General features: G+C 69.6%; 24 protein-coding genes and 2 pseudogenes. 14 read left to right on the top strand and 12 right to left on the bottom strand.

Annotated features, from left to right (window positions below; all coding sequences use genetic code 11):
- Nucleotides 1–233: 233 nt before the first annotated feature.
- Nucleotides 234–1,730, bottom strand: a complete 1,497-nt coding sequence (gene dnaA / locus VF612_RS06215; protein ID WP_408658981.1) for a chromosomal replication initiator protein DnaA — start codon at nt 1,728–1,730, stop codon at nt 234–236.
- Between the two features lie 588 nt (nt 1,731–2,318).
- Here dnaA and rpmH point away from each other — a divergent pair.
- The 8 genes from rpmH (at nt 2,319) to VF612_RS06175 (ending at nt 8,037) form a co-directional block, all read left to right on the top strand.
- Nucleotides 2,319–2,456, top strand: coding sequence for a 50S ribosomal protein L34 (rpmH, locus tag VF612_RS06210; RefSeq protein WP_311423393.1), 138 nt, complete (start codon nt 2,319–2,321; stop codon nt 2,454–2,456).
- Between the two features lie 14 nt (nt 2,457–2,470).
- Complete coding sequence (gene rnpA / locus VF612_RS06205; RefSeq protein ID WP_408658980.1) at nt 2,471–2,860, top strand: ribonuclease P protein component; 390 nt, start codon at nt 2,471–2,473, stop codon at nt 2,858–2,860.
- The gene (gene yidD, locus VF612_RS06200; protein ID WP_408658979.1) at nt 2,857–3,177 is read left to right on the top strand and encodes a membrane protein insertion efficiency factor YidD; all 321 of its coding nucleotides are present in this window, start codon (nt 2,857–2,859) and stop codon (nt 3,175–3,177) included. Before rnpA ends, yidD begins: the two co-directional genes overlap by 4 nt.
- Entirely contained in the window at nt 3,177–4,307 is a 1,131-nt protein-coding gene (gene yidC, locus VF612_RS06195; RefSeq protein ID WP_408659019.1) for a membrane protein insertase YidC, read from the top strand. Before yidD ends, yidC begins: the two co-directional genes overlap by 1 nt.
- Nucleotides 4,308–4,369: 62 nt before the next feature.
- Nucleotides 4,370–4,906 (top strand): protein jag, encoded by a 537-nt coding sequence (locus tag VF612_RS06190; protein ID WP_408658978.1) that lies wholly within the window; start codon nt 4,370–4,372, stop codon nt 4,904–4,906.
- Nucleotides 4,903–5,586, top strand: coding sequence for a 16S rRNA (guanine(527)-N(7))-methyltransferase RsmG (gene rsmG, locus VF612_RS06185; RefSeq protein WP_408658977.1), 684 nt, complete (start codon nt 4,903–4,905; stop codon nt 5,584–5,586). The genes VF612_RS06190 and rsmG overlap by 4 nt, the downstream gene beginning before the upstream one ends.
- A gap of 361 nt (nt 5,587–5,947) precedes the next feature.
- Nucleotides 5,948–6,889, top strand: a complete 942-nt coding sequence (locus VF612_RS06180) for a ParA family protein (protein WP_408659018.1) — start codon at nt 5,948–5,950, stop codon at nt 6,887–6,889.
- Between the two features lie 107 nt (nt 6,890–6,996).
- Complete coding sequence (locus VF612_RS06175) at nt 6,997–8,037, top strand: ParB/RepB/Spo0J family partition protein (protein WP_408658976.1); 1,041 nt, start codon at nt 6,997–6,999, stop codon at nt 8,035–8,037.
- Between the two features lie 51 nt (nt 8,038–8,088).
- On the opposite strand, the gene VF612_RS06170 is transcribed toward VF612_RS06175, so the two are convergent.
- Complete coding sequence (locus tag VF612_RS06170; RefSeq protein WP_408658975.1) at nt 8,089–8,388, bottom strand: helix-turn-helix domain-containing protein; 300 nt, start codon at nt 8,386–8,388, stop codon at nt 8,089–8,091.
- Between the two features lie 69 nt (nt 8,389–8,457).
- Between VF612_RS06170 and map the strand changes: the two genes are divergently transcribed.
- Nucleotides 8,458–9,297: a type I methionyl aminopeptidase gene (map, locus tag VF612_RS06165; RefSeq protein WP_408658974.1), complete on the top strand. Its 840-nt coding sequence runs from the start codon at nt 8,458–8,460 to the stop codon at nt 9,295–9,297.
- Here map and VF612_RS06160 read toward each other — a convergent pair.
- Complete coding sequence (locus tag VF612_RS06160; RefSeq protein WP_408658973.1) at nt 9,212–9,847, bottom strand: nitroreductase family protein; 636 nt, start codon at nt 9,845–9,847, stop codon at nt 9,212–9,214. The two genes, map and VF612_RS06160, sit on opposite strands and share 86 nt — an antisense overlap.
- A gap of 75 nt (nt 9,848–9,922) precedes the next feature.
- On the opposite strand from VF612_RS06160, the gene VF612_RS06155 reads away from it, so the two are divergent.
- Nucleotides 9,923–11,149, top strand: coding sequence for a pyridoxal phosphate-dependent aminotransferase (locus VF612_RS06155; RefSeq protein WP_408658972.1), 1,227 nt, complete (start codon nt 9,923–9,925; stop codon nt 11,147–11,149).
- A gap of 5 nt (nt 11,150–11,154) precedes the next feature.
- The gene (locus VF612_RS06150) at nt 11,155–11,778 is read left to right on the top strand and encodes a GNAT family N-acetyltransferase (protein ID WP_408658971.1); all 624 of its coding nucleotides are present in this window, start codon (nt 11,155–11,157) and stop codon (nt 11,776–11,778) included.
- A gap of 74 nt (nt 11,779–11,852) precedes the next feature.
- Here VF612_RS06150 and VF612_RS06145 read toward each other — a convergent pair whose 3' ends face one another.
- The 6 genes from VF612_RS06145 to VF612_RS06120 form a co-directional block, all read right to left on the bottom strand.
- Nucleotides 11,853–13,370, bottom strand: coding sequence for a S8 family peptidase (locus VF612_RS06145; protein WP_408658970.1), 1,518 nt, complete (start codon nt 13,368–13,370; stop codon nt 11,853–11,855).
- A gap of 383 nt (nt 13,371–13,753) precedes the next feature.
- Complete coding sequence (trxA, locus tag VF612_RS06140; protein WP_408658969.1) at nt 13,754–14,083, bottom strand: thioredoxin; 330 nt, start codon at nt 14,081–14,083, stop codon at nt 13,754–13,756.
- Nucleotides 14,084–14,182: 99 nt separating this feature from the next.
- The gene (trxB, locus tag VF612_RS06135) at nt 14,183–15,145 is read right to left on the bottom strand and encodes a thioredoxin-disulfide reductase (protein WP_408658968.1); all 963 of its coding nucleotides are present in this window, start codon (nt 15,143–15,145) and stop codon (nt 14,183–14,185) included.
- Nucleotides 15,146–15,214: 69 nt separating this feature from the next.
- Entirely contained in the window at nt 15,215–17,224 is a 2,010-nt protein-coding gene (gene murJ, locus VF612_RS06130) for a murein biosynthesis integral membrane protein MurJ (protein ID WP_408658967.1), read from the bottom strand.
- Nucleotides 17,221–19,413: a hypothetical protein gene (locus tag VF612_RS06125; protein WP_408658966.1), complete on the bottom strand. Its 2,193-nt coding sequence runs from the start codon at nt 19,411–19,413 to the stop codon at nt 17,221–17,223. The genes murJ and VF612_RS06125 overlap by 4 nt, the downstream gene beginning before the upstream one ends.
- Before the next feature lie 29 nt (nt 19,414–19,442).
- Nucleotides 19,443–19,910, bottom strand: a complete 468-nt coding sequence (locus tag VF612_RS06120) for an NUDIX hydrolase (protein ID WP_408658965.1) — start codon at nt 19,908–19,910, stop codon at nt 19,443–19,445.
- A 6-nt stretch (nt 19,911–19,916) separates the two neighbouring features.
- Between VF612_RS06120 and VF612_RS06115 the strand changes: the two genes are divergently transcribed.
- The gene (locus VF612_RS06115; protein WP_408658964.1) at nt 19,917–21,476 is read left to right on the top strand and encodes a CCA tRNA nucleotidyltransferase; all 1,560 of its coding nucleotides are present in this window, start codon (nt 19,917–19,919) and stop codon (nt 21,474–21,476) included.
- A gap of 232 nt (nt 21,477–21,708) precedes the next feature.
- On the opposite strand, the pseudogene VF612_RS06110 reads toward VF612_RS06115, so the two are convergent.
- A pseudogene (locus tag VF612_RS06110) lies at nt 21,709–22,842 on the bottom strand (MFS transporter); the annotation flags it as partial.
- Nucleotides 22,843–22,960: 118 nt separating this feature from the next.
- Here VF612_RS06110 and VF612_RS06105 point away from each other — a divergent pair.
- Together VF612_RS06105 and VF612_RS06100 are read left to right on the top strand one after the other, a co-directional pair.
- Nucleotides 22,961–23,539 carry a YqgE/AlgH family protein gene (locus tag VF612_RS06105; RefSeq protein ID WP_408658963.1) on the top strand — a complete coding sequence of 193 codons (579 nt, stop codon included), beginning with the start codon at nt 22,961–22,963 and terminating at the stop codon, nt 23,537–23,539.
- 358 nt (nt 23,540–23,897) lie between these two features.
- Nucleotides 23,898–24,167 (top strand): hypothetical protein, encoded by a 270-nt coding sequence (locus VF612_RS06100; protein WP_408658962.1) that lies wholly within the window; start codon nt 23,898–23,900, stop codon nt 24,165–24,167.
- Between the two features lie 89 nt (nt 24,168–24,256).
- Here VF612_RS06100 and VF612_RS06095 read toward each other — a convergent pair whose 3' ends face one another.
- On the bottom strand, nt 24,257–24,562 hold the full coding sequence (locus VF612_RS06095; protein ID WP_408658961.1) for a PadR family transcriptional regulator: 306 nt from the start codon (nt 24,560–24,562) through the stop codon (nt 24,257–24,259).
- Nucleotides 24,563–24,711: 149 nt separating this feature from the next.
- Nucleotides 24,712–24,911, bottom strand: a pseudogene (locus VF612_RS06090) (inositol-3-phosphate synthase); the annotation flags it as partial.

Genomic DNA, 24,911 nt, shown 5'->3' with positions numbered 1-24,911 from the left:
TGTGGACGCTGTGGAAAAGCGGTGTTTCCCCTGGTCAGGCGGCGTGTGGCATGTGGGCGGCGGGTCGGACAACCTGCGAGGTACGGCAACCCCGAGGTGGACGGGGAATTACCCCCTGGTGTACTCCACAGCTCCGGCGACCCTTGTCCACACGACTACCCACACTGTGGAATCACATGATTACTTCACCCGGGGTCGCCGGGTGCGCAGAAAGGGGCAGTGGAGGGGGCCGCTCAGGAGCGGGCGCGGGTCCGGATCCGGCTGGTCAGCTCGGTGATCTGGTTGTAGACGTTGCGGCGCTCGGTCATCAGCGAGCGGATCTTGCGTTCGGCGTGCATCACCGTGGTGTGGTCGCGGCCGCCGAAGGTCTGGCCGATCTTGGGCAGCGACAGCTCGGTCAGCTCCCGGCACAGGTACATCGCGATCTGGCGTGCCGAGACCAGCACCCGGGTGCGCGAGCTGCCGGTGAGGTCCTCCAGGGTGATGCCGAAGTACTCGGCCGTCACCGCCATGATCGTCGAGGCGGTGATGTCGGGCCGGTCGGACTCGGAGATCAGGTCCTTCAGCACGATCTCGGCGAGCTTGAGGTCGATGTCCTGCTTGTTCAGGCTGCCGAAGGCCACCACGCGGATCAGGGCGCCCTCGAGCTCCCGGATGTTGCTCTGGATCTTCGAGGCGATGAACTCCATGACGCCCGGCTGCAGGGTCATGCCGTCCTTGGCGGCCTTCTTGCGCAGGATGGCGATCCGCAGCTCCAGGTCGGGCGCCTGCACATCGGTGATCAACCCGGACTTGAACCGGGTGACCAGCCGGTTCTGCAGCCCGGACAGCTGCTCGGGCTTGCGATCGCAGGAGATCACGATCTGCTTGTTCGCCAGCTGCAGGGTGTTGAAGGTGTGGAAGAACGCCTCCTGGGTCTGCTCGGCGCGCTCCAGGAACTGGATGTCGTCGATCAGCAACAGGTCCACGTCGCGGTAGCGGCGCTGGAAGGACTGGACGTCGTTCACCCGCACCGAGTTGATGAAGTCGTTGGTGAACTCTTCGCTGGAGACGTAGCGCACCCGCATGCTCGGTTCCAGCCGGCGGCCGTAGGTGCCGATCGCGTGCAGCAGGTGGGTCTTGCCCAGGCCCGATTCGCCGTAGATGAACAGCGGGTTGTACGCCTTGGCCGGCGCCTCGGCGACCGCGACCGCCGCGGCGTGGGCGAACCGGTTGGACGAGCCCGGGACGAAGGTCTCGAAGGTGTACTTCGGGTTGAGCCGGGCCTCGTGGTCGACCCGGACCATCGCCGCCGTCGGCGCGCTGCCGAAGATCCCCCGGGCCGGCAGGGGGGTGCCGTCGATCCGTCCGTCGTACAGGACGTCCACCCGTTCGTCGGGCCCGTCGGAGAACCGGTCGTAGCTGTCGATCTCGGTGTCTTCGGCCTCGGTGTCCTCGGCCTCGGTGACGCTCGGGCGGTCACCGGGCTCCATCGGCTGGATGGTCACGGCGACGTTGATGTCCCGGCCGAGGGCGTCGCTGAGGGTCGCGGTGATCAGCGGCCGCAGGTTGTTCTCCAGGTAGTCCTTGGCGTAGGTGTTCGGGGCCGCGAGCAGCGCGGTGTCCTCCAGCAGCCCGATGGGGCGGGTCAGGCTGAGCCAGGCACGCTGGTGGGGCCGGACCGAGGGGTCATCGAGCTGGTTGATCGCACGGTGCCAGACATCCGCGAGATCGGCGAGCTCGTCCGCCACGTTGGGTCCACTCCCTAGGTCATTCCGCTCGACACCGCCTGCGGCCCTTGTTGACCGGTGGAACCGGCCATAGGCGCAGCCAGATACCGAGATGTATCCACAAATTTATCCACAGCCTGTGGAGGGGTGCCGAAACAACTCCGGCCTGCTGGCCGAAGTGCTCGCTCAGATCCCGCAGCGTTTGGGTTCGAGCCGCCAACCTAACAGCGGATCGGGGCAACTCACAATGCCGGAGAACGAGATTGGACGAGTTCGGGCGTGTCGGGTAGTTTCCGGCACAATTTTCGCTGCCCGGCATTGGATCTTCGTTCTTTACATTGCCTAAACCTATATCTCTTGGGCGAGCCGGTTGTCGGCGAACGCCTGGCTGCGGACGGCGGAGCGGGACCCTCGGTTTGACCTCGATAGGGGTTGATCCGTACCGTTGAGTTCTCGTGTGCCGCCGCGATTCCCCGGAGTTCGGTGGCACGCCTCCTGTGCTGTTCCACCAATGCTCCGACCGGGTTTCCGGACGGGGCGTTGTCCACCCAGCCGAGTGCGCGGGCAGTCGCCGTGCACCAGGTGCGAAGATTGTGATGGAGCCAGACCGTGAGCAAGCGGACCTTCCAGCCGAACAACCGCCGCCGGGCCAAGACCCACGGCTTCCGTCTGCGGATGCGGACGCGCGCCGGACGCGCCATCCTGCAGGCTCGGCGTCGCAAGGGCCGCGGCGAACTGTCCGCCTGATCCCGGCCTTCCCGGTGTTGCCCGCCGCGCATCGTCTGCGGACCGCCGCCGACTTCACCGCCGTCACCAGGCGGGGCCGCCGGGCGCGCTGCGGTTCGGTCGTGGTCTACCTGCTTGCCGATGCCGACAGCGCGGGCGTGAGCAAGGTCGGGCTGGTGGTCGGCAAGTCGGTCGGCGCCAGCGTGGTGCGTCACCAGGTGTCGCGCCGGTTGCGTGCCCAACTCAGGGAGCGGCTCGATCTGATCCCGAACGGAGCCAAGCTGGTGGTGCGGGCCCTTCCCGAGACCTCCGCGGCCACGTCCGCCGTACTAGGCCGGGATCTGAGCCGGGCTCTGGACAAGCTGACCGGCGGCCGATCGCCGGCGTTCTCCGCCACCGATGGACGGAGCGGATCGAGTCGATGACCGACCGTCCGGGACCGGGGGCTCGCGCCGCTCTTCTCGCCATCGCCGTCTATCAGGGCGCCTGGAGTTCCAGGCGCCCTCCGGCGTGCCGGTACACCCCCAGCTGCAGCGTCTACACCGCGACCGCTATTGCCCGGTACGGCCTGGTTCGCGGGGTATGGCTGGGAATACGCCGGATCGGTCGCTGCCAGCCGTTTCGTCCGGGGGGATATGACCCGGTTCCGGGATCCGATGATCCGGATCGGGCACTGGACGAGGGAACCGATCGCGGTAGCGACTCGTCGGATGAGAAGACTCTCCTAGAACAGGCTGGTTGATGCTGGACTTCCTCTACACCTCCATCTCGTGGGTGCTGCTGCGCTGGTACCAGCTGTTCACGCTGCTGGGCATGGACGAGCAGAGCGGCCTCACCTGGGCGCTGTCGATCATCATGCTGGTGGTCACCGCCCGGCTGCTGATGTTCCGGTTCTTCGTCAAGCAGGTGCACTACCAGCGCCGCATGCAGGAGATGCAGCCCAAGATCAAGAAGCTGCAGGAGAAGCACAAGGGCGACAAGGCGACCCTGCAGCGGGAGATGATGGCGCTGCAGCAGTCCGAGGGGTTCAACCCGATCTCGGGCTGCCTGCCGATGTTGCTGCAGATCCCGATCTTCATCTCGCTCTTCCACGTGCTCAAGCACATCTCCAACTCGGTCGGGCTGCCGCCGGGCTCCCGCGGCCTGACGCTCTACAGCTTCACCGAGAAGCAGACCACCGACGCGGCCGCGGCCAAGCTCTTCAATGCCCCGCTGGCCGCCTCGCTGCGTGATTCCGCGGAACAGATCCAGGACCAACTCGGCGGGGACCTCAGCACCACCCGCATCGTGACCATCGTGCTGGTGATCATCAGCGCGCTGGCCACCTATCTCACCCAGCGGGCCGTGATCGCGAACCAGACCACCCCGCCGGAGGGGCAGGCCGCGATGATCCAGCGGGTGATGCTGGTGGGCATTCCGGTGTCCGTCCTGGGCTCGGGCTTCTTCTTCCCGCTCGGGGTGCTGCTGTACTGGTTCACCAGCAACCTGTGGACGCTGGGCCAGCAGTACTACATCTTCCGCTACCACCCGCACACTCCTCCCGTGGCCGCTGTGAGCGCCCCGGCCAGCCAGCCCGGCAAGACGCTGGCGCCGAAGGTCGGCCAGAAGCCGGTCACCCCCAAGGGCAACCGGCCCGGCGCTCCCCGATCGGGCGCCACGGCGGTTCAGGGCGACCTGGCCGCGGGCAGGACCAACGGCGCCGCGGCGGGCACCGCGAACGTGAACCTGTCCAAGTCCGAGCCGGCCGCAGGCCAACCGGCCGACAAGGCCTCCGGGGCGGCCGCGTCCGGGTCGAACGGCGCGCGCGCCCCCCGGCCCGCCGCCGGCAACCGGCCCGGCAACAAACGCTCCCCGAGCAAGAAACGCCGGTAATCGGCGAGCCGTTTCTCATCCACGCCCTGCAACCCGCGCAGGTACCCGAACGAGGGATTCTGATGACCGACACCGCTTCGCCACATATCGCTACGCCCGCCACCGCCTCCTCGGACGCCCGCGAGGGTGCGGACGCCCCGTCGCTGCTGGTCCAGGAGGGCGACATCGCCGCCGACTATCTCGAGCGGCTGCTCGACATCGTCGACTACGACGGTGACATCGACCTCGACGTCGAGAACGGCAGGGCGATGGTCGCCATCGTCGGTTCGGACCTGCAGCCGCTGATCGGCCCGGCCGGCGCCACCCTGGACGCGCTGCAGGAGCTCACCCGGCTCGCGGTGCAGCAGCAGACCGGCGTGCGCAGCCGTCTGATGCTCGACGTGTCGGGGCACCGCCGGGCCCGCCGGACCGAGCTGACTGCCCTGGCCAAGCAGACCGCCGAGGAGGTCCTCAGCTCGGGCGAGCCGGTGCGGCTGTCGCCGATGAACCCGTTCGAGCGCAAGGTCGTCCACGACGCCATCTCGGCGACCGACGGTGTCATCAGCGAGTCCGAGGGCGAGGAGCCGAACCGGCGGGTTGTGGTGCTGCCGGCGACGTGACCGGCAGCGAACCCCCCGCTTCGGCTGGTGAGGCGGTTTCGGCCGCTGACCTCACGCCGCCGGACGTCGTCTTCCAGCGTTTCGGCGCGTCCGCCGAGTTGCTGGTGCGCTACGCCGGCTGGCTCGCCGGGCCCGGCACGGTGCGGGGGCTGCTCGGTCCGCGGGAGATACCGCGGCTGTGGGATCGTCACCTGCTGAACTCGGTAGCGGTCGCGGAGCTGGTTCCGTCCGGTGCCAGGCTGGTCGATATCGGCACCGGAGCAGGCCTGCCCGGCCTCGCGATGGCCTGTGTACGTCCCGATCTCACCGTGGACCTGGTCGAATCGCTGCTCCGGCGCACCGACTTCCTCACCGAAGTGGTGGCGGCGCTGGAACTTACCGATCGGGTTCGTGTCATCCGTGGCAGGGCGGAGGACATCAGCGTGCGGAACACGGTAGGTTCAGCGCAGTTCGTGACGGCACGAGCGGTAGCGCCACTGGACCGGCTGGTCCGCTGGAGTTTTCCGCTCCTTCGACCCGGTGGCAGCCTGCTCGCCGTCAAAGGGGCCAGCGCCGAGGACGAAGTAGCCGAGCACCAGCAGTTGCTGACCCGGATGCGGGCCGAGGTGATGGGGGTCATCGAATGTGGGGCCGAACTGGTCGATCCGCCGACCCGGGTGGTGCATCTCGTTCGCAGGTAGCGCCCCGCTCCGTGAGCTGGACGGCCACCGGGCTCCCTGATCGACCGGCTCCGGTCCGGTATCCGCAACCTCTGCTGGCATCGTCGTGCGCCGGTTAGACCGCGCGGTCGCGCCCGAAATGTCCGAAGAGGTCGCCATTTCCTTCCCCAGCACCAGAATCCCATTAATTTCATGTGAGGTTGAACCGGTGGAGCAGGCCACGTCCGTGTCAGACAACGGCGGTTGGACGGAGGCCGTGCGAGTGAACACCGTTGTTTCACGTGAAACATCGCAGGGCACCGACCTCTACGAAGCCCTGCAGGCCGACCTCGCCCATGAAGCGCAGCATCCCGGAGAAGCCTTTGTTTCACGTGAAACATCGATGAATACACCGATTGCCCGAGAGGCGATGCAGGCTGTACAGGTGCGGAACGTACGGAAGCAGTCCTGGAGCCAGCCCACCGCCCGTCGCGTCATCACGGTCGCCAACCAGAAGGGCGGCGTGGGCAAGACGACGTCCGCGGTCAACCTGGCGATGGCGCTTGCGTTGCACGGCCTCCATGTGCTGCTGATCGACCTCGACCCGCAGGGCAATGCCAGCACGGCGCTCGGAGTGGACCACGTGACTGGCACGCCGTCGGTCTACGACGTCCTGCTTGGCAGCATGTCGCTGAGCGACGTGGCCGTCCAGGTGGAGAACGCGCCCCTGCTGTACTGCGTGCCCGCCACCATCGATCTCGCCGGGGCCGATATCGAACTCGCGTCCCAGGTGGCTCGCGAGCACCGGTTGCGCAGGGCGCTGGCCAGCTATGACGGCAAGGCGGACTACGTCATCATCGACTGCCCGCCGGCCCTGGGGCTGCTCACCCTGAACGCGTTGGTGGCGGCCAAGGAGATCCTGATCCCGATCCAGTGCGAGTACTACGCGCTGGAAGGGCTGGCCCAGCTGCTCAACACGGTGGAACTGGTGAAGACCCAGCTGAACGAGGCCCTCGAGGTATCCACCGTCCTGCTCACCATGTACGACAGCCGCACCCGCCTCGCCGATCAGGTGGCCGACGAGGTGCGGCAGCACTTCGGCGACAAGGTGATCCGGTCGGTCATTCCTCGCAACGTCCGGGTATCAGAGGCACCGGGCTATGGCCAGACCGTGATCACCTACGATCCGGGATCGCGCGGCGCGGTCAGCTACCTGGAAGCGGCCCGGGAGCTGGCTGAGCGTGGCGCTGCCCCAGCCGCACAGGTCCAGGAGCAGGCACCGACCGAGGCGGACAACGGCACAGCCCACGAGTCGGCGCACGGCGAGCAGCGGGAGGCACGGTAGTGACCAAACCCCAACGGCGTGGTGGTCTCGGACGGGGATTGGGGGCGCTGATCCCGACTGCTCCCCCGCGGCCGGCTGACTCCGGTCACGAGCCGACCGACACCGTTATGTCAGGCGAAGATCACGACGCCAAGGGGACGACCACCCCCCCAGCACAGGCTGCGGCCCCGCCAACCACCGGCGTGAAGGTGGTCAACCGGGTGCCTTCGCTGTCCTCGCTGTCGGCCTCGTCCGCCACGGATCTCTACTTCGACCCGGCGCCGGTGCCCGGAACGACGCTGCGGCAACTGCGCCCGGATCAGATCACCACCAATCCGAGGCAGCCGAGGCAGGTCTTCGACGAGGACGCCCTGGCGGAGTTGAGCCATTCGATCAAGGAGTTCGGCGTTCTGCAGCCGATCGTGGTGCGCGCCCAGGACTCGGGCTTCGAGCTGGTGATGGGTGAACGCCGGCTTCGGGCCGCCATCGCCGCCGGGCTGGAACGGATCCCCGCGATCGTCCGGGAGACCGCCGACGATGCGATGCTGCGCGACGCGTTGCTGGAGAACATCCACCGGGCCCAGCTCAACCCGCTGGAAGAGGCGGCCGCCTACCAGCAGCTGTTGCAGGAGTTCGGCGTCACCCACGAGGAGCTGGCCGGCAAGATCGGACGCAGCCGGTCGCAGGTGAGCAACACCATCCGGCTGCTGAACCTGTCGGTTCCGGTGCAGCGCCGGGTGGCTGCCGGGGTGCTGTCCGCCGGCCATGCCCGGGCGCTGCTGGGCCTGGAGGACCGCGACCAGCAGGACGAGCTGGCGAGCCGGATCGTCGCCGAGGGGTTGTCGGTGCGGGCCACCGAGGAGCTGGTGAGCCTGGCCGCCTCGGGCTCCACGCCGAAGGTCCGGGCACAGCCCACCCGGCGGCCGGTCGCTCCAGCCCTCGGCGAGCTTGCGAACAAGCTGTCGGACACCCTGGAAACCCGGGTGAAGGTCGAGCTGGGCCGGCGCAAGGGAAAGATCACGGTGGAGTTCGGCTCGATCGACGACCTGGAGCGGATCGTCGCTGTGATCGCCCCGCAGCTGGCTACAGCTCCGCAGTTGGCCACCGCCCCGCAGTTGGCCACCGCTCCGCAGTTGGCCACCGCCCCCGCTACCGACGGGCCGTCCTAACCGACCGGGGACGCTAACCGGTCGCGCGGGTCGGCAACTCACGGCGCCGAGCTACGAGACCAGTCGCTCAGCTGCGTGTCGGTCTGACCCCAGGGATTTAGCGCTGTCGGACTGGCTGATCTCCGCCCACACCGCGTCCAGAGAGAGGCCGAGGACGTCGGCGATCGCAGCGATGGTCGGAAAGGCAGGGGTGGCCACCCGGCCGGACTCGATCTTCCGGAGCGTCTCCGGGGAGACTCCTGCCTCCAGCGCGGTGGTGAGCATCGAACTCTCGCCCCTGGCACGTCGCAGCAGGGCGCCGAGGCGCTGTCCGCGTTCGAGCTCCGCGGGAGTGAGCGGCAACCTGACCATGACACCAATACTAGTACCGGGATACTCTTACCGGGATAGTTATTGCTGACCAGCAGCCCAAGGAACCAGATGATCGAGCTCTTGAGCCCCACCGACCTGCCGCGTGCCAGGGAGGCAGGCGCCCTGGTCGCCGGCATCCTGCAGACGTTGAAGAGCCGCTGCGAAGTGGGGACGAACCTGAAGGACATCGATCTGTGGACCGCGGGCATGATCACCGAGGCCGGAGCGCAGTCGTGCTACGTCGACTACGCGCCGTCCTTCGGACGCGGCCCGTTCGGTCACTACATCTGCACGTCGGTCAACGATGCCGTGCTCCACGGGCTGCCCCACGACTACCGGCTCGCCGACGGCGACCTGCTGACGCTCGACCTCGCCGTCTCGCTGGGCGGAGTCGTCGCCGACTCTGCCATCAGCTTTCTGGTGGGCGACGCGACGCCTGCGGAGAGCGTGGCGCTGATCAACGCGACCGAGCGCGCCTTGACCGCCGGGATCTCCGCGGCCCGGCCCGGCGCTCGCGTCGGCGACATCTCCTCTGCCATCGGCACGGTCCTCAGCGAGGCGGGGTACCGGATCAACACCGAGTTCGGCGGCCACGGCGTCGGCTCGACCATGCACCAGGACCCGCACATCCCCAATGTCGGGCGGCCCGGTCGTGGCTACACACTGCGTCCCGGGCTGCTGCTGGCCCTGGAGCCGTGGGTCATGGCCGACACCGCCGAACTCGTCATCGACGCCGACGGCTGGACCCTCCGGAGCGCGACGGGCTGCCGGACCGCACACAGCGAGCACACAATCGCCATCACCGACGACGGAGCCGAGGTCCTCACCGTGGCGAAGCAGGCGGAACACCGCCCGGCTGCATCCGTCCCCAGGACGCCACCTCGGCCACCGGCCGCCGGCCGCGCTTGAGGGACGGCGACTTGCGGTCCGGGGCCGGGTAGCCGACGCTGATCACCCCGATCACCGACAGCCGCTGCGGTATGCCGAAGGCCCGCTTGACCTCCTCGTGCCGCTCGGCGGGCACTCCGAAGAAGCAGCTGGCCAGCCCGCGGTCGACGGCGCCGAGCAGGATCAGCAGGCTGGCCATTCCGGTGTCGATATCCCAGTACGGAACCGGCCAGTGGGCCTCGTCCCGATCGGTCCAGCCCTTGTCCGGCTCGGCATAGCGATCGATATAAGCCATTTTGTCCGACATGGCCAGTACCAACGCGGGCGCTGACTGCAAACCCTTCAACCAGGGATCCGGCTCGGCACCCGGGTCAAAGACGGTGGCGGTCCAGAACGCCGCCCGGTCCTCGGCCGTATCGAGCACCAGGAAGTGCCAACCCTGGCTGAAACCGGCGGACGGGGCCCGGATGGCCAGCTCCAGCAGCTCGGTCAGCACCGGCCGCGGCACCGGCCGGCTGGGGTCGTAGTTGCGGACCATCCGGCGCTTGCGCACCACCTCGGAGAATTCCATGCCCGGTGTGTATCACGGCGCCCGCCCAAGATGCTCCGATAGCCCTCGGCGCATCCGGTGTGAAACCCTCTTCGGGTGGACCTGACTCAGTCGACCAAGCTCGCCGATGTCTGTTACGACATCCGGGGACCGGTGCTGGTCGAGGCCAAGCGGCTGGAGGCCCAGGGGCACTCCGTCCTGAAGCTGAACATCGGAAATCCGGCGCCGTTCGGCTTCACGGCGCCGGACGAGATCGTGGTGGACGTGATCCGCAATCTCCCGTCCGCCGAAGGCTATTCCGACTCGCAGGGGGTGCTGTCGGCGCGCACCGCGGTCGTGCAGCACTACCAGGAGCGGGGCCTGGACCCCACTGTCACCGTCGATGACATCTGGCTGGGCAACGGGGTCAGCGAGCTGATCGTGATGGCGCTGCAGGCGATGCTCAACAATGGCGACGAGGTCCTGATCCCCGCCCCGGACTACCCGCTGTGGACGGCGGCCACCTCGCTGGCCGGCGGCCGGCCGGTGCACTACCGCTGCGACGAATCGCAGGCCTGGCAGCCAGACCTGGACGACCTGAGCGCCAAGATCAGCCCGCGGACCAAGGCGCTGGTGCTGATAAACCCGAACAACCCGACCGGCGCGGTGTATCCGGAGCAGGTCGTGCAGGAGATCGCCGAGCTGGCCCGCCAGCACAGCCTGGTGGTCCTGGCGGACGAGATCTATGACAAGGTGCTCTACGACGACGCCACCCACATCCCGTTCGCGGTGCTCGCCCCGGACCTGTTCACCCTGACCTTCAACGGCCTGTCCAAGGCCTACCGGCTGGCGGGTTTCCGGTCCGGCTGGCTGATGGCGTCCGGGCCGAAGCAGCACGCGACCAGCTATCTCGAAGGCCTCGCGATCCTGGCCAACATGCGGCTGTGCGCCAACGTGCCCGCCCAGCACGCGATCCAGACCGCGCTCGGCGGCCGGCAGAGCATCCGCGACCTGGTGCTGCCCGGTGGCCGGCTGCTCGAACAGCGCGACGCGGCGGTGGCGGCGCTGCGGGCCATCCCGGGGGTCAGCTGCGTCGAGCCCAAGGGCGCGCTCTACGTCTTTCCCCGGCTGGACCCCGAGCGCTACCCGATCGTCGACGACCAGCGCTTCGTGCTGGATTTCCTGCGCGACCAGCACGTCCTGCTCGTCCAGGGCACCGGTTTCAACTGGCCGGATCCGGACCATCTCCGCATCGTCACGCTGCCGCCGGCCGACGTCCTCACCGAGGCGATCGGGCGGCTGGGCGCCTTTCTGGACAGCTACGACCCGGGTCGGCTTAGCTAGACGGCATGTCGGTGTCGCGCCGGGTGGTTCCACTCACCCTGGACAACCTCGAGGACCTGCCCGCCAGCTGCCGGACCTGCCTGTTCTGGGAGCTGGGGCCGCTGGCCGACCCGCGCCCGATGCAGCCGGACGAGGCCAAGCTGGCCAAGGAGTCATGGCTGTCGGCGACCCTGCTGGACTGGGGCAGCTGCGGGAAGGTGGTTTACGTCGGCGGCGAGCCGGTCGGCTACGCGCTGTTCGCCCCGCCCGGGTTCGTGCCCCGGGCCATGTCGTTTCCGACCTCGCCGGTCTCCGGGGACGCGGTGCTGCTGCTCAACGCCCACGTGGCCGCTCCCTGGCGGGCCGGCGGCATCGGCCGGATGCTGGCCCAGTCGGTGGCCGCCGAGCTGGTGCCCCGGGGGGTCAAAGCGGTCGAGGCGTTCGGCTCCACCGGGCCGCTATCGCGCGGCTGCCTGATGCCGGCGGACTACCTGCGGTCGGTGGGGTTCAAGACGGTGCGCCCGCATCCGGCCTACCCGCGGCTGCGGATGGAGCTTCGGTCGACGGTGTCGTGGCGCTATGACGTCGAGTACGCGCTGGAGCGGATCTTCGGCACGAATGTGGGCAAATCCCTAACCCCGGCGCGTTGAGCCGGGGCTGGCGGCCCGGCGTGGCGGAGCCGCCACGCCGGGTCACACGAGCTAGCTAGCTTCCGATACCTGACTCACTCCGCGTACTCGGGGCAGGACGGCGCGGTCGGGTCGTAGGCCTGCGAGGTGTCGCCGGTGACAGCTCGCAGCGCGTCGATCCGGCCGTGGCCGAAGCACTCGTCGTAGCCGGGCAGGCCGATGTCAACGGACGTTGACTGCAGCAGCGCCTCCACACTCTGCGGCGGCATCTTCATGTCGCCGTCCGGGCCAAGCCGGCCGAACTGGCTCACGATGAGCGCAGCGACCCCGGCAGCGTGCGGGGAGGCCATCGAGGTGCCCTGGATGCAGATGTAGCCACCACCGGGGAAGGTGGACAGGATGGTGGTCGCGCAGTTGCCACTGCTCCCGCTGCCGCCCGGAGCCGACACGTCGTTCATGCCGACTCCGTAGTTGGAGTAGAAGGCCTTCTCGCTTGCGGGGCCCAGCGATGACGTGCCGATGACGCCCTGGGTCTCGGCCGGCACTACCTCGCACTCATTCGAGATGGGCTGCCCGCTCGCGTCCACGGGGTGAGCCAGGTCCTGGTCGGAGTTGCCCAGTGCGGCGACCGGGGTGACGCCCTGGCTGCGGGCGTACTGGATGGCCCGCTCGACGGCGTGCCGGAAGGTGCGCTGGATCGGGTCGGAGGCGCACTTGAACTCGGTGGACTCCTGGAACTCGTTGTCATCGACGAAGAAGCTCATGTTGATGACGTCGAACTTCATGTCGCCGGAGTAGGTGATGCCGTCGACGACGGGGCTGGCGTAGCAGTAGCCGGTCGTGTCGCAGACCTTCACCGGGACGAGCGTGACGTTGGGGGCGACGCCCACCATGCCGATCCCGTTGGCCCGGGCGCCGATCGTGCCGGCGACGTGCGTCCCGTGGTACTGGTTGTCCGTGCACGGGTCGGGCGTGCCGATGGCCACGCCGGGAGGCAGTGCCGCGAGGGAGTTCCGTCCGCGGGCGCAGTCGACGTTCGAGACGCCGCCCTTCTGGAAGTCCGGGTGCCGGCCGTCGATCCCGCTGTCGAGCACGCCCACGTCCACGCTCGGCAGGCCGGCCTGGGTGGTGGCATGTGCCTGCTCAGTCCTGATCTGCCGCATGTCCCACTGCTGCGGCTCGAGCGGGTCGGCGGACGGCTCCGGGGCGGGGTTTTCATACATCCTCACGGCGAAGTCGTTGCCCACCGAGTCCACCAGCGGCGATGCGCTGAGCACCTTCGCGAAGAGGGGGCTGGCGGACTGGACGGTGAGGACCCCGATCTGGCGGGACAGGTTGTTCACGACCGTGCCGCCCGCCGAGGCGATCAGGGCGGAGATCGCGGAGGTGCTGCCGCTGGCCAGGAACGTGCCATCGGGTGCGGTGGCGCCGGCCAGGGTGACGATGTAGCGGCCTGCGATCGGCCGCAGTTCCTGATCTTGCGTGCTGGAGACGGCTGTTTCGGCGCCCGTGCTAGGGGCAGCGACCGACTGCGTCGCAGGAGCAAGCGCGATGATGACGGACAGGCCAACGGTGGCCAGGCCGGCAGTGCGCCAGGGAGAGCGTTTGATCATGGACAACCTCCGGAGTGGCCGGCCGGTGAGGCCGGCATGACTGGCGGCCTGACCGGTGGGGTTGACCGGGGGACTGACCGCACGGACCCTTTTCGAACGATTTCTGCCTTCCGAAGGGTACGCGTCGACCCGTAAGGTCACGGCTAGGTGACGGCTAGGTGACGGCTAGGTGACGGTTAGGTGACGGTTAGGTGCTGGTGAGATTACGGTGAGACGACGGTGCCTGTCTTGGACTCGTGTGGTCTTGCCCCTCAGCGGGCAGCCGAACGCCAGGCAGCCGAGCGCCGGACAGCCGAACGCCGGGCCAGCCCGAAGGGGGCCGACCCGGCGCAGCGGAACTCAGGAGTGGAACTCAGCAGTGGGACCTCAAGCAGGACGCCTGATCAGGAGATGTAGGGGGCCAGGTCGTTGAGCAGCGCAGCCTTGGGCTTCGCGCCGACGATGGTCTTGACGATCTTGCCGCCCTGGAACACCGACATGGTCGGGATGGACATGATCTGGTAGTCCCGGGCCACGTTCGGGTTCTCGTCGATGTTCAGCTTGACGATCTGCAGCTTCTCACCGTGCTGGCTGGCGATCTCCTCGAGCACCGGGGCGACCAGCCGGCACGGCCCGCACCACTCGGCCCAGAAGTCGACCAGCACCGGCTTGTCCGACTGCAGGACGTCCTTGGCGAAGCTGGCATCAGTGACGGCGGGGGTGTTGGCACCCATAACGGCGACTCCTTCTATTTCGAGTGATGTGCTGTGGACTTAACGAGGGACGGGCCGCAACCCTTCCCGCATCCGGCGACCGCCCGGGTGGGGAGCGTCTCAGGCCTCCATGGCGGCCAGCTCGGCGTCGCCGACCGCTTCCAGGGCGGTCAGGAACCGCTCGGCATCCAGCGCCGCCTGGCATCCGGTGCCGGCCGCGGTGATCGCCTGCCGGTAGGTGTGGTCGACCACGTCGCCGGCTGCGAACACCCCGGCCAGGTTGGTGCGGGTGGAGTGGCCGTCGGTGAGGATGTAGCCCTCGTCGTCGAGCTCCACCTGGCCCTTGACCAGGTCGGACCGGGGGTCGTGGCCGACCGCGATGAACAGGCCGGTGGCCTCGATGTCCCGGGTCTCGCCGGAGCGGGTGTCGCGCAGGGTCAGGCCGGTGACCTTGGTGTCGCCGTGGATCTCGGCCACCTCGGAGTTCCAGGCCCACCGGATCTTGGGGTTGGCGCGGGCCCGCTCGGCCATGATCCGCGACGCCCGCAGCGTGTCCCGGCGGTGCACGACGGTCACCGTCTCGGCGAACCGGGTGAGGAAGCTGGCCTCCTCCATGGCGGTGTCACCGCCGCCGACCACCACGATGTGCTGGTTGCGGAAGAAGAACCCGTCACAGGTGGCGCACCAGGACACCCCGTGGCCGGACAGCTCGTCCTCGCGCGGCACGCCCAGCTTCTTGTACGCCGACCCCATCGCCAGGATCACCGCGTCGGCGGTGAACTCACCCGACAGCGTCCGCACGATCTTGACCGGGGACTCCAGCTCGACCGACACCACGTCGTCGCTGACCAGCTCGGCGCCGAACCGCTCCGCCTGGGCGCGGATGGAGCTCATCAGCTCCGGGCCCATGATCCCGTCCGGGAATCCCGGGAAGTTCTCCACCTCGGTGGTGTTCATCAGGGCGCCGCCGTACTGGCTGCCCTCGAAGACCAGGGGCCGCAGGTCGGCCCGCGCCAGGTACAGGGCGGCCGTGTAGCCCGCCGGTCCCGAGCCGACCACGATGGCTTTGCGGTGCTCGCTCACGACTACCTCGATCTCGCCTGCCTCTCCGCCTGCCGGAGAGGCCTCGAAGGAACCAGTCTAGGCCGACGGCTATTCCTGGCCCGGCGCCGAACCGGCGGCTGCCCTGGGGGTCTCGGAACCGGCCTCGGGGTCGGTGTCGCGGCCGGTCCTGCCCCGCACCGCCGAGGCGATCTGGGCCACCTCGGGCAGCGGCAACCGCAGCGCCAGCAGCAGCGCGACCGCGCCGCCCAGCGCGCCGCCGACCACCAGCTCCACCAGCGCCGCGATCCGGCCGTCGCCGAGCGCCGCGCGACCGGCCAGCACTGCCAGCAGCCCGACCACGCCCCCGCCGACGGCGGCCACCGAGATCCAGCCGATGGTCCGGGCCACCGGGGCGAACCGCAGGCTGCCGAACTGCCGGCGCAGCAGCTGGTGCCCGACCAGGCACCCCACCAGGTAGGACGCCGAGGTCGAGACCGTCAGGCAGATGACGACCGCGCTGCCGTGCAGCAGCTGGCTGCCGGCCAGCACCAGCGCGATCTTGGTGGCCACCATGGCGAGGTTGATGAAGGTCGGCGTCCGCGCATCGCGCATCGCGTAGAAGACCCGTTGCTGCAGCATCACCACGGCGAACGGCAGCAGCCCGAAGGCGCCCGCGGCCAGCGCCACCCCGGTGAGCCGGGCGTTGTCCTCGCTGAAGCGTCCGAGCAGGATCACGCTGGTGAAGGCCGGGCCGAAGACCATCAGCCCCACCGAGATCGGCACCAGCGCCACCGCCGAGAGCCGGCTGCCCAGCCGCAGGTCCTCCAGCACCGCCGAGGTGTCGCCCCGGGCCGCCGAGCGGCTCATCCGGGGCATCAGGGCGGTCAGCAGCGACACCCCGAGGATGCCGTAGGGCACCATGAACAGCAGGTCGGCGTTGGCGAAGATCTGCACGCCGCCGTGCTCGTTTGCCACCCGGTTCACCGCGACCACGCCGAGCTGGCTGATCACGACGTAGCCGAGCACCCAGAGCGTCAGGGTCCGGAACTCCGCCATCCGGCCGGCCTCGTTCGGCGCCGCCCGGAACCGCCACTGCCAGACGAAGCCACTGCGGCGCAGCGGCACCAGCAGCACCAGCGCCTGCGCGACGATGCCGAGGGTGGTGCCGATGCCGAGCACCAGGATCTGGGTGTTGGTGATGGTGCCGGTGGTGAGGTTGCGCGGACCGGGGATGAACAGGAACAGCAGCGCCGCGCAGATGGTGATCACGTTGTTCATCACCGGCGCCCAGGCCGGCCAGCCGTAGACGTGACGGGAGTTCAGGACGGCGGCGAACATCGCGCCCAGGCCGTAGAAGAAGATCTCCGGCAGCAGCAGGGTGGCCCACAGGGCGGCGACCGACCGGTACTGCGGCGGCCCGCCGAAGACGCTGATCAGCCAGGGCGCGGCCAGCACCGCCAGCAGGGTGGCGCCGGCGAGCCCGGCGGTGGCGATCGACAGCAGCCGCTGGGTGTAGGCCACCCCGCGGTCCGCGTCGTCCTGCTGGGCCTTGACCAGCACCGGGATGAGGACGCTGGTCAGCACCCCGCCGAGCAGCAGCTCGTAGACCATGTTGGGCAGGGTGTTGGCCAACCCGTAGGCATCGCCGACGCTGTAGAGGCCGGCCCCGACCGCGGCCGCGACGACGCTGTTGCGCAGGAAGCCGGTGATCCGGCTGACCAGGCTGGCGATCGCCATCGTCCGGCTGCTGGCCAGCAGGCTCGGCGCGGCCGGCTCGTCCTCGTCTTCGGCTGGAGCGTCTTGGACGTCCCGGCTGGGTTGGACGATGGCGCCCGAGGCGGACGTCGCCTCCAGGGTGGCCGGCAGGGGCGGGGCGTCGGCCGCGGGCCGGGCCGGGGCGCCTGCCTCGGCTGGGACGGCCGGGCCAGGCGGCGGGGAGCCGTCCGATGGCGGTTGCTCGAACGAGCGGGGCCGGCGTCGCCGGGGGCCGTGGTAGATCGGCGCGCTCCAGCCGTCGCCGGTGTCGGGCTGGGCGGTCTCGACCGCCAGCACCGAGCCGTCGCCGGGCAGCGGGATCGGGGTGCCGTAGATGCGCGGCGGTGACCAGTCCTCGGTCATGGCGCGGCGTCGGCCGGCGCCCGGCGGGAGCCCCGGCGGAACCGCTGCGCCAGCCGCCGCAGCAGCGCCAGCACCAGGATGCTCACCGCGACGATGGTGATCGCCTTGGTGACCGTCCCGATCGAGGTTGCCCGCAGGTTGAGGGTGACTCCGGGCCCGAGCTGCCGGCCGTCCGGTGTGCTGAGCACTGCCACGACCTGGAACTTACCGAGCCGATCGACGTGGGTGGGGATGCGGATGGTGGCGATGCTGCGTGCCGGGATTGTCTGCATCGGCAGCCGCGACGCCCGGAAGCCGACCACCCCGTTGGCCGGCGACACCGACACCCGGACGGTCACCGGACGGGGCAGCTCGTTGGAGACCGTGACCACCACCGGGGAGTTCGCCGAGGACAGGCTGTAGGTGCCGACCGCCGGCTGTACCAGGTGCACCGCGGCGGTGAGCTGGTTGATCCGGTTCCGCAGGGTGCGGGTCAGCGCCGAGCCACCGGCCCGGTTGCGCCGCCACGCGCTGGACTCGGCCCGCTGGATGCCGCTGTTGAACCCACCCAGCAGCGCCGCGGCGGCGTCGTTGTCTTGCAGCGCCTCGTTCAGCGACGTCACCTGCTGCGCGATCCGGCCCAGCGCGGCCATGTCGGCGGGCCGGAGCTCGGCGGAGGGTCTCGCCGCGGCGGTCTGCAGCGCGCCCCGGTTCACCGGGGTCACCGTCGCGAGCGCGGCGCCCAGGCCGATCGGCCGTCCCCAGGTGCTGCCGCGCGCGGCCAGGATGGTCTGGGCCGCGACCGCCGGGGTCGGATTGACGTAGCGGTCCGGGGCGATCACCACGAAGTGGCTGCGCTCGGGCTGCTGCACCGCGCGGATCGCCAGCTGCGCCAGCAGGGTCTGCTGGTCATTGGCCGCCGCCGCGCCCGGACGCAGCGCCCGCGCCACGGTGGCCTGGATGGCGCTGTCGGTCACCAGCGCCCGTGCCTGGCCGGCCGCCGACGGCAGCGGCGACAGCGCGTCGGGACGGGGCTCGGCGCCGTTCTGCCCAGGCAGCGCCGCGTCGCTGAGCAGCACCGTCGATGCGCCGCCGCCGACCAGGGCGTCCAGCGCCTTGCTGGTGAGCACGCTGCCGGCAGGCCAGGTGAGCAGGTCCGAGGAGGAGCTGCTGCCGAGGATGGGAGCAATGCGGGCCTGGACCTGCGGCTCCAGCGCGGTGGAGAACTTCAGGCCGGCGCGGGTGACGGCGTTGACGTCGGGGTCGGCGTAGGCGGTGAGCACGATGTCGTGCTTGGACTGCAGCTGCTTGAGCCGGGCCAGCCAGCCGGCGGCCAGCTCGCCGCCGGTGCCGGGCGCCGTCGTGGTCCCGGAGCGCACCCGGTAGCCGGCCGGCCGGGCCATCACGGCCAGGCTGTCCAGCAGGTCGGGATCGATGACCAAGGTCAGCCGGGCCTGGCCCGCGACCAGCTCGGCGGTCCTGAGCGCCCGGTCCAGCCGGCCACCCGGGCCGACCGCGCCCGCGAGCTGCTCGTCGAGGAAGACGTCGGAGTCCAGCGCGCGGTGCGGAACGTCGAGCAGCGGCCACACCCAGCCGACCAGGACCGGCTCCGGCACGTTCTGGAAGGACGGCACGAAGACCTGCAACCGGCCCACTTCGGCGGGGCCGACGGCCGGGTCGCTGACCGCTCGGACGACCAGGGCGTAGGGATAGACCCCGTCGAAGCAGAGGCAGAGGTCGTTGCTGGTGGTGCGGTAGCTGACGTTCAGGCTCTGCCGGGGCAGCAGCTGCTGCTTCAGCGCCAGCGGCGCGGGGACTTCGAACTCGGTGTCGGGCGGTTGCTTGATCGCCTCGTCCAGCAGCTGCTGCCGCCCGATCGACAGGCCGCGCCGCAGGCTCAGCTCGACATCGGAGTAGGTGTTGTCGGTGTTGTTGGAGATCGTCACGGCGAAGGTGACCGGCTGGCTGGGCTTGTTCGCGTCGGGGCTGCGGGGGCTCATCGCGTTCAGCACGATCGAGACCGCGGTGGGACGGGCCGGCGCGGCGGCGCTGAGCTGGCCGGTGGTGCTGAGTTGCCCGGTGGTGCTGAGCGGTTGTCCGGCGGCGAACCGGGTTTGGCCCGCGCCGGCCGGCGGGGCCAGCAGGACGCCGAGCAGGCTGACGAGCACTGCGGCAACCGGGACTGACAGCGTCGGGAACCGGCTTATCACGCCTGCAGTATGGTCGCCGGCGGGCCGGCTCACGCGCTGTCCCGCAGCAATCGGCAGGCCTCCTCGAGAAGCCCGCGTTCGTCGGAGTAGGCGAGCCGGTCGGCGATTCGCGGCAACGGCACCCAGGCCACCTCGGTGACCTCGACGTCCTGATCGGATAGCTCTCCGCCGATTGCCCGCATCAGGTAATGATGGACGGTCTTGTGCACCCGCCGGCCGTCCACCACGAACCAGAAGTCGATGGTGCCCAGGCTGCCGATGATGTCGCCGGTGATGCCGGTCTCTTCGGCGACCTCGCGGATCGCCGCCTCTTCCAGGGTCTCGCCGGCTTCGAGGTGGCCCTTGGGCAGGGACCAGAGCAGCCGTCCACGCCGATTGGTACGCCCGATGAGCGCGCCCTGCGGCACCGGGCCGGAGAGATCGAGCACCAGCCCGCCGGCGCTGACCTCATCAACCCGGGGAAGCCGCGGGCGCCGGGTGTTCGACGCGCGGGACATAGATCGATGCTACTTGGCAGTTCAGTAGGGTCAGTCATCGTGAGTGAGCACCGCAGCGACGCAGGAGCGAGGAGCGGAGCGAATAGTGAGCCCGTGAGTGAGCACCGCAGCGACGCAGGAGCGACTAGCGCGCCCGCCGCGGTCGGCAATCCCGGCGAGCTGGTGCCCATCCCGCCGGTCGCGGCCAAGCTGGGCGAGGTGTTCGCCGCGGCCGGGCGGCAGCTGTTCCTGGTCGGCGGGCCGGTTCGCGATGCGTTGATGGGCCGACCGGTGAACGATCTGGACTTCACCACCGACGCCCATCCCGAGCAGATCCTGGATCTGGTGTCCGGGCTGGCGTCGGGCACTTGGACCACCGGCATCGAGTTCGGCACCGTCGGCGCGCAGATCGGCGGCCGGCCGTGCGAGATCACCACCTTCCGCGCCGACAGCTACGACCGGGTCAGCCGCAATCCGGTCGTCGAGTTCGGCACCGACATCGCCGAGGACCTGCGGCGGCGGGACTTCACCATGAACGCGATGGCCGTCTCGGTGGCCGACCGCGGCTTCGTCGACCCGTACGGCGGCCTGGCCGACCTGGCACGGGGCGTGCTGCGCACCCCGGCCACCCCCCGCGAGTCCTTCGGCGACGATCCGCTGCGGATGCTGCGGGCGGCCCGGTTCGTGGCCCAGCTGGGCGTCACGCTCGCCGATCCGGTCACCGAGGCGATCACCGAGATGGCCGGGGAGCTGTCCCGGATCACCGTCGAGCGGGTGCAGGCCGAGCTGAACAAGCTGCTCGCCGGCAGCTATCCGCGGCGCGGCCTGGAGGTGCTGGTCGACACCGGGCTCGCCGACGTGGTGCTGCCGGAGCTGCCGGCGCTGCGGATGGCCGCCGACGAGCACGGCCAGCACAAGGACGTCTACGCCCACACCCTGCAGGTGCTCGACCAGGCGATCGCCTTGGAGCAGCGCGATCCCGGCGCCGAGCCGGACCTGGTGCTGCGCTGGGCCGCCCTGCTGCACGACATCGGCAAGCCCGAGACCCGGCGGTTCGTCGACGGCCCGGGCAGCGCGAAGCTGGTGACCTTCCATCACCACGAGGTGGTCGGCGCGCGGCTCACCAAGGCCCGGCTGAAGGCGTTGAAGTTCCCGAAGGACCAGACCGAGGACATCGCCCGGCTGGTCTTCCTGCACCTGCGCTTCTACGGCTACGGACGCGGCGAGTGGACCGATTCGGCCGTCCGCCGCTACGTCACCGACGCGGGGCCGCTGCTGGACCGGCTGCACAAGCTGGTGCGCTCGGACACCACCACCCGCAACAAGCGCAAGGCGGCGGCCCTGGCCGCGACCTACGACGCGCTGGAGGAGCGGATCGCCCGGCTGCGCGAGCAGGAGGAGCTGGACGCGATCCGGCCGGACCTGGACGGCACCGAGATCATGGCGATCCTGGGCATCAAGCCTGGCCCGCTGGTCGGGCGGGCGTACAAGCACCTGCTGGAGCTGCGGATGGAACATGGGCCGCTAGGGCATGACCAGGCCGTCCAGGAGCTGAGGTCCTGGTACGCCGCCCAGCAGCCGCGCTGACCCCAGCAGCGGTGGCCGGAGCCTCGGCGGCCGCAGTCCCAGCAGCCGGACCTCCAGCGGCCGCAGTCCCAGCCACAGTCTCAGCGACCGGCACGAACGGGTCGGTGTCGCGGGCGAGCAGGTACACCGCCCCGGTGATCAGGTAGGCGACCCCGATCACCGTCACCGCCACCGCGGACTTGCCGTTCTCGGGCAGCGCGAACGCGGTCAGCACCCCGGCCGCCACGAAGATCACGTTGAACAGGGTGTCGTAGAGCGAGAACACCCGGCCCCGGTAGTCGTCGGCGACCCGTTGCGCGATCAGGGTGTCGACGCAGATCTTGACGCCCTGGGCGGCCAGCCCCAGCAGCGCCGCGGCCGGCACGAACGTCTGCAGCTTGAACGGCAGCCCGAGGGTCAGCTCGACCAGCCCGGCGCCCATCAGCAACGCCGCCGGCCACCGGGTGTAGCCGATGCGGCGGGCGGCGATCGGGGTCAGCAGCGCCGCCAGCCCGCCTCCGACGGCGATCGCGGCCACCACCTGCCCCAGGCCGGCCAGCCCCGCCCGGAACGCCCCGGCGTCGGTGAAGTAGTTGCGGAACAGCAGCAGGGTGCTGATGGCGGTGACCCCGTAGGCGAAGCGGTGGATGGCGATCACCCCGAACGCCCGCACCACCGACGGGTGCGACCGGATGTGCCGCGCGCCGTCGGCGAGCCCGGTCAGCACGTTGCGGACCGAGTCCGAGTGCTCGCGGGTGTCCTCGTCCGGGCCGAGCTGGCCCACCGCGAAGCCGGACGCGCGCCAGCCGGCCAGCGCGTAGGCCACCGCGGCGCCCACCGCCACCAGCGCATACGCGGTGTCCCCGCCGCCCAGCAGGCTCCGCAGCACGATCGCCGAGCCCCCGCCCACGGCGGCCACCACGGCTCCGCTGGTGGTCGAGATCGCGTTGGCGGTGATCAGCCGTTCCGGTTCGACGACATGCGGCTGGGACGCCGACAGCGCCGACAGGATGAACCGGTTCACCGAGATGACCACCAGAGCGCTCAGGTAGAACGGCTGGCCCTGCACGCCGAAGGCCATCTCGGTGGCCACCGCACACACCAGCAGCGCGCGGATCAGGTTGGCGTACAGCAGCACCCGCTGGCGCCACCAGCGATCGAGCAGGACCCCGGCGAACGGGCCCAGCACCGAGTACGGCAGCAGCAGCACCGCGAAACCGGCAGCGATGTCAGCGGCGTGGGCCTGGCGCTCGGGGTTGAACAGGATGGTGCCGGCCAGCGACGCCTGGAAGACCCCGTCGGCGAACTGGCCGAACAGCCGTACCGACAGGAGTCGGCGGAAGTCGAGCCGGCCCAGCAGGGGCTGGGTCGGTCGCTCGGTCAGCACCGGTGTCACACGCTCCGCCTTCTTCTCGAGTCGCCGGGGCAACTCGTCCTTAATTCCGTTCGACGCACAGACCTTCGACGTTAGCCCGCGGAGCCGCGGATTGGTGCAGGATGTAATGATGCCCGCCGAACCAAGCTGGCAGTTGCCGCCGGCTGCCCACCGACTGCTGATCGCCGCGCCCTCGCTGGCGGACCCGGAGTTCTTCCGCACCGTGGTGTTCCTGATCGAGCACGACGACACCGGAACGGTCGGGGTGATCATCAACCGGCCGTCGCACACCCCGGTCGGTCACATCCTGCCGACCTGGCAGGACGTGATGAGCGAGCCGTCGGTGGTCTTCAACGGCGGGCCGGTGCAGCGCGACGGCGCGCTGGGCCTGGGCCGGCTGTCGAGCTCGACCGACGCGGGCAACGGCCTGCGGGCGGTGAGCGGCGGCCTGGCGCTGGTCGATCTGGACGCCGAGCCGGCCGAGGTGGCGCTCGGCGCGCAGAGCCTGCGGGTGTTCGCCGGGCACGCAGGCTGGGGCGTCGGCCAGCTGCAGGCCGAGATCGCCGCCGGCGGGTGGTTCGTGGTCGCCGGTGGCCTGGACGACGTGTTCTCCCCGAATCCGGGCACCCTGTGGCGCACGGTGCTGCGGCGCCAGCCGGCGCCGCTGTCGCTGCTGTCGACCTTCCCGGTGGACGTCGGCCTGAACTGACCGAACGTCGCTACCGGCGGACAACGGCTGGCAGGCCTCCTCGCAGGCCCCTCGCAAGATATCTGCTGCATGCATGTGCGGGAACGAAGCGAGGTCCAACGCGGACATCGGTTCGCGTTCTGAGTCGTGTACCTGGGTCGCCGTTCAGGCGATAGGCCGGTTTGCCCGGTTGCTAGCGCCGCCTCAGCCGGACTCGTCGAGCGAATAGCGCAAAGCCGACAAGGGCGTACACCAAGCCGGCGATCAGGAGGACTCCACCCACGAACAGTCCGCCACCCTCGCTTGAGACAAGCCACCCACCTATTGACACGCCCAGTAACGCGAAACCCCAAGAGATCCTGATGGCGGCAAGGCCCCCATGGTCTATCTCTCGGGCGAAGGCTTCAAGGCGGCTCCGCGCAGCTTCACGGAGAGTCGAATGCTTCGACTCGTCGGTTCGGACTTCCTTCGGAGCATCGCGACTGATGCGGTGCGCACCGATCATGCAGCCGAAAGCGTAGGTCAGACTGCCGAGGGCGAGGCCCTGGTCGAGTTGACGCTGGAACTCAGCGAGCCATTCGGGCTCGCGGATCACGCGTCGCTTCTCTGGCAGCGCCATGACCGCTCGCCGTATGACCCGCGGACCTAGATGGGCACTGAGCAATAGCAACGACTCACGAGCAGCCTGGCTGACTACTGCCGTGAGAACGACGATCAGAACGCCGATAGCGAATGCAGTCACGCAGTCACCGGGCCGGTGTTAGGGCGCGGACGCTTGTGTGCCTGGCGGGCGGTAGCGACAGCACGGCTCGCCTCGGTGATGCCGGTGCCGGTGAGGTGATAGCTACGGCGGGCTGGCCGGCCGGGGTGTTCTGACGGGCCCCATTGGCCTTCGATCCATTCGGCGTCTTCTAGTCGGTCGAGGATCGGATAGAGGGTCCCCGAGGCGATTCCGGCGCTGTGCATGATTTCGAGCCCGTAGAGCTGCCCGTCCGCGCCGGCGTCGAGGAACGCCTCGAGGACAGCGAGGGTGGTCCGAGTCATCTTCACGAGCCTAAATCTACATATGACGGTTCCTGCGGTCCACGGTTGGCGCCACAATCACCACCGCTCATCAAGCTCCACACGCGAAAGCGGCCCGGGCCGACACTGCAGTGCCGGGCCCGGGCCGCCAAGAGAGCTGAGAAAGCGGGTTAGCGCTCCACCTCGCCGCGGATGAACTGCTCCACCTTGTCGCGGGCGGTGTCGTCGTCGTACTGCTCCGGCGGGGACTTCATGAAGTACGAGGACGCCGACAGCAGCGGGCCGCCGATGCCCCGGTCCAACGCGATCTTCGCCGCCCGCAGCGCGTCGATGATGATGCCGGCCGAGTTCGGGGAGTCCCAGACCTCGA

It is taken from the genome of Jatrophihabitans sp. (genome assembly GCF_036388195.1).
In the GTDB taxonomy this organism is placed as follows: domain Bacteria; phylum Actinomycetota; class Actinomycetes; order Mycobacteriales; family Jatrophihabitantaceae; genus Jatrophihabitans_A.
Note: the sequence above shows the minus strand (reverse complement) of the source record. Positions and strands in the feature narration are given on the sequence as shown.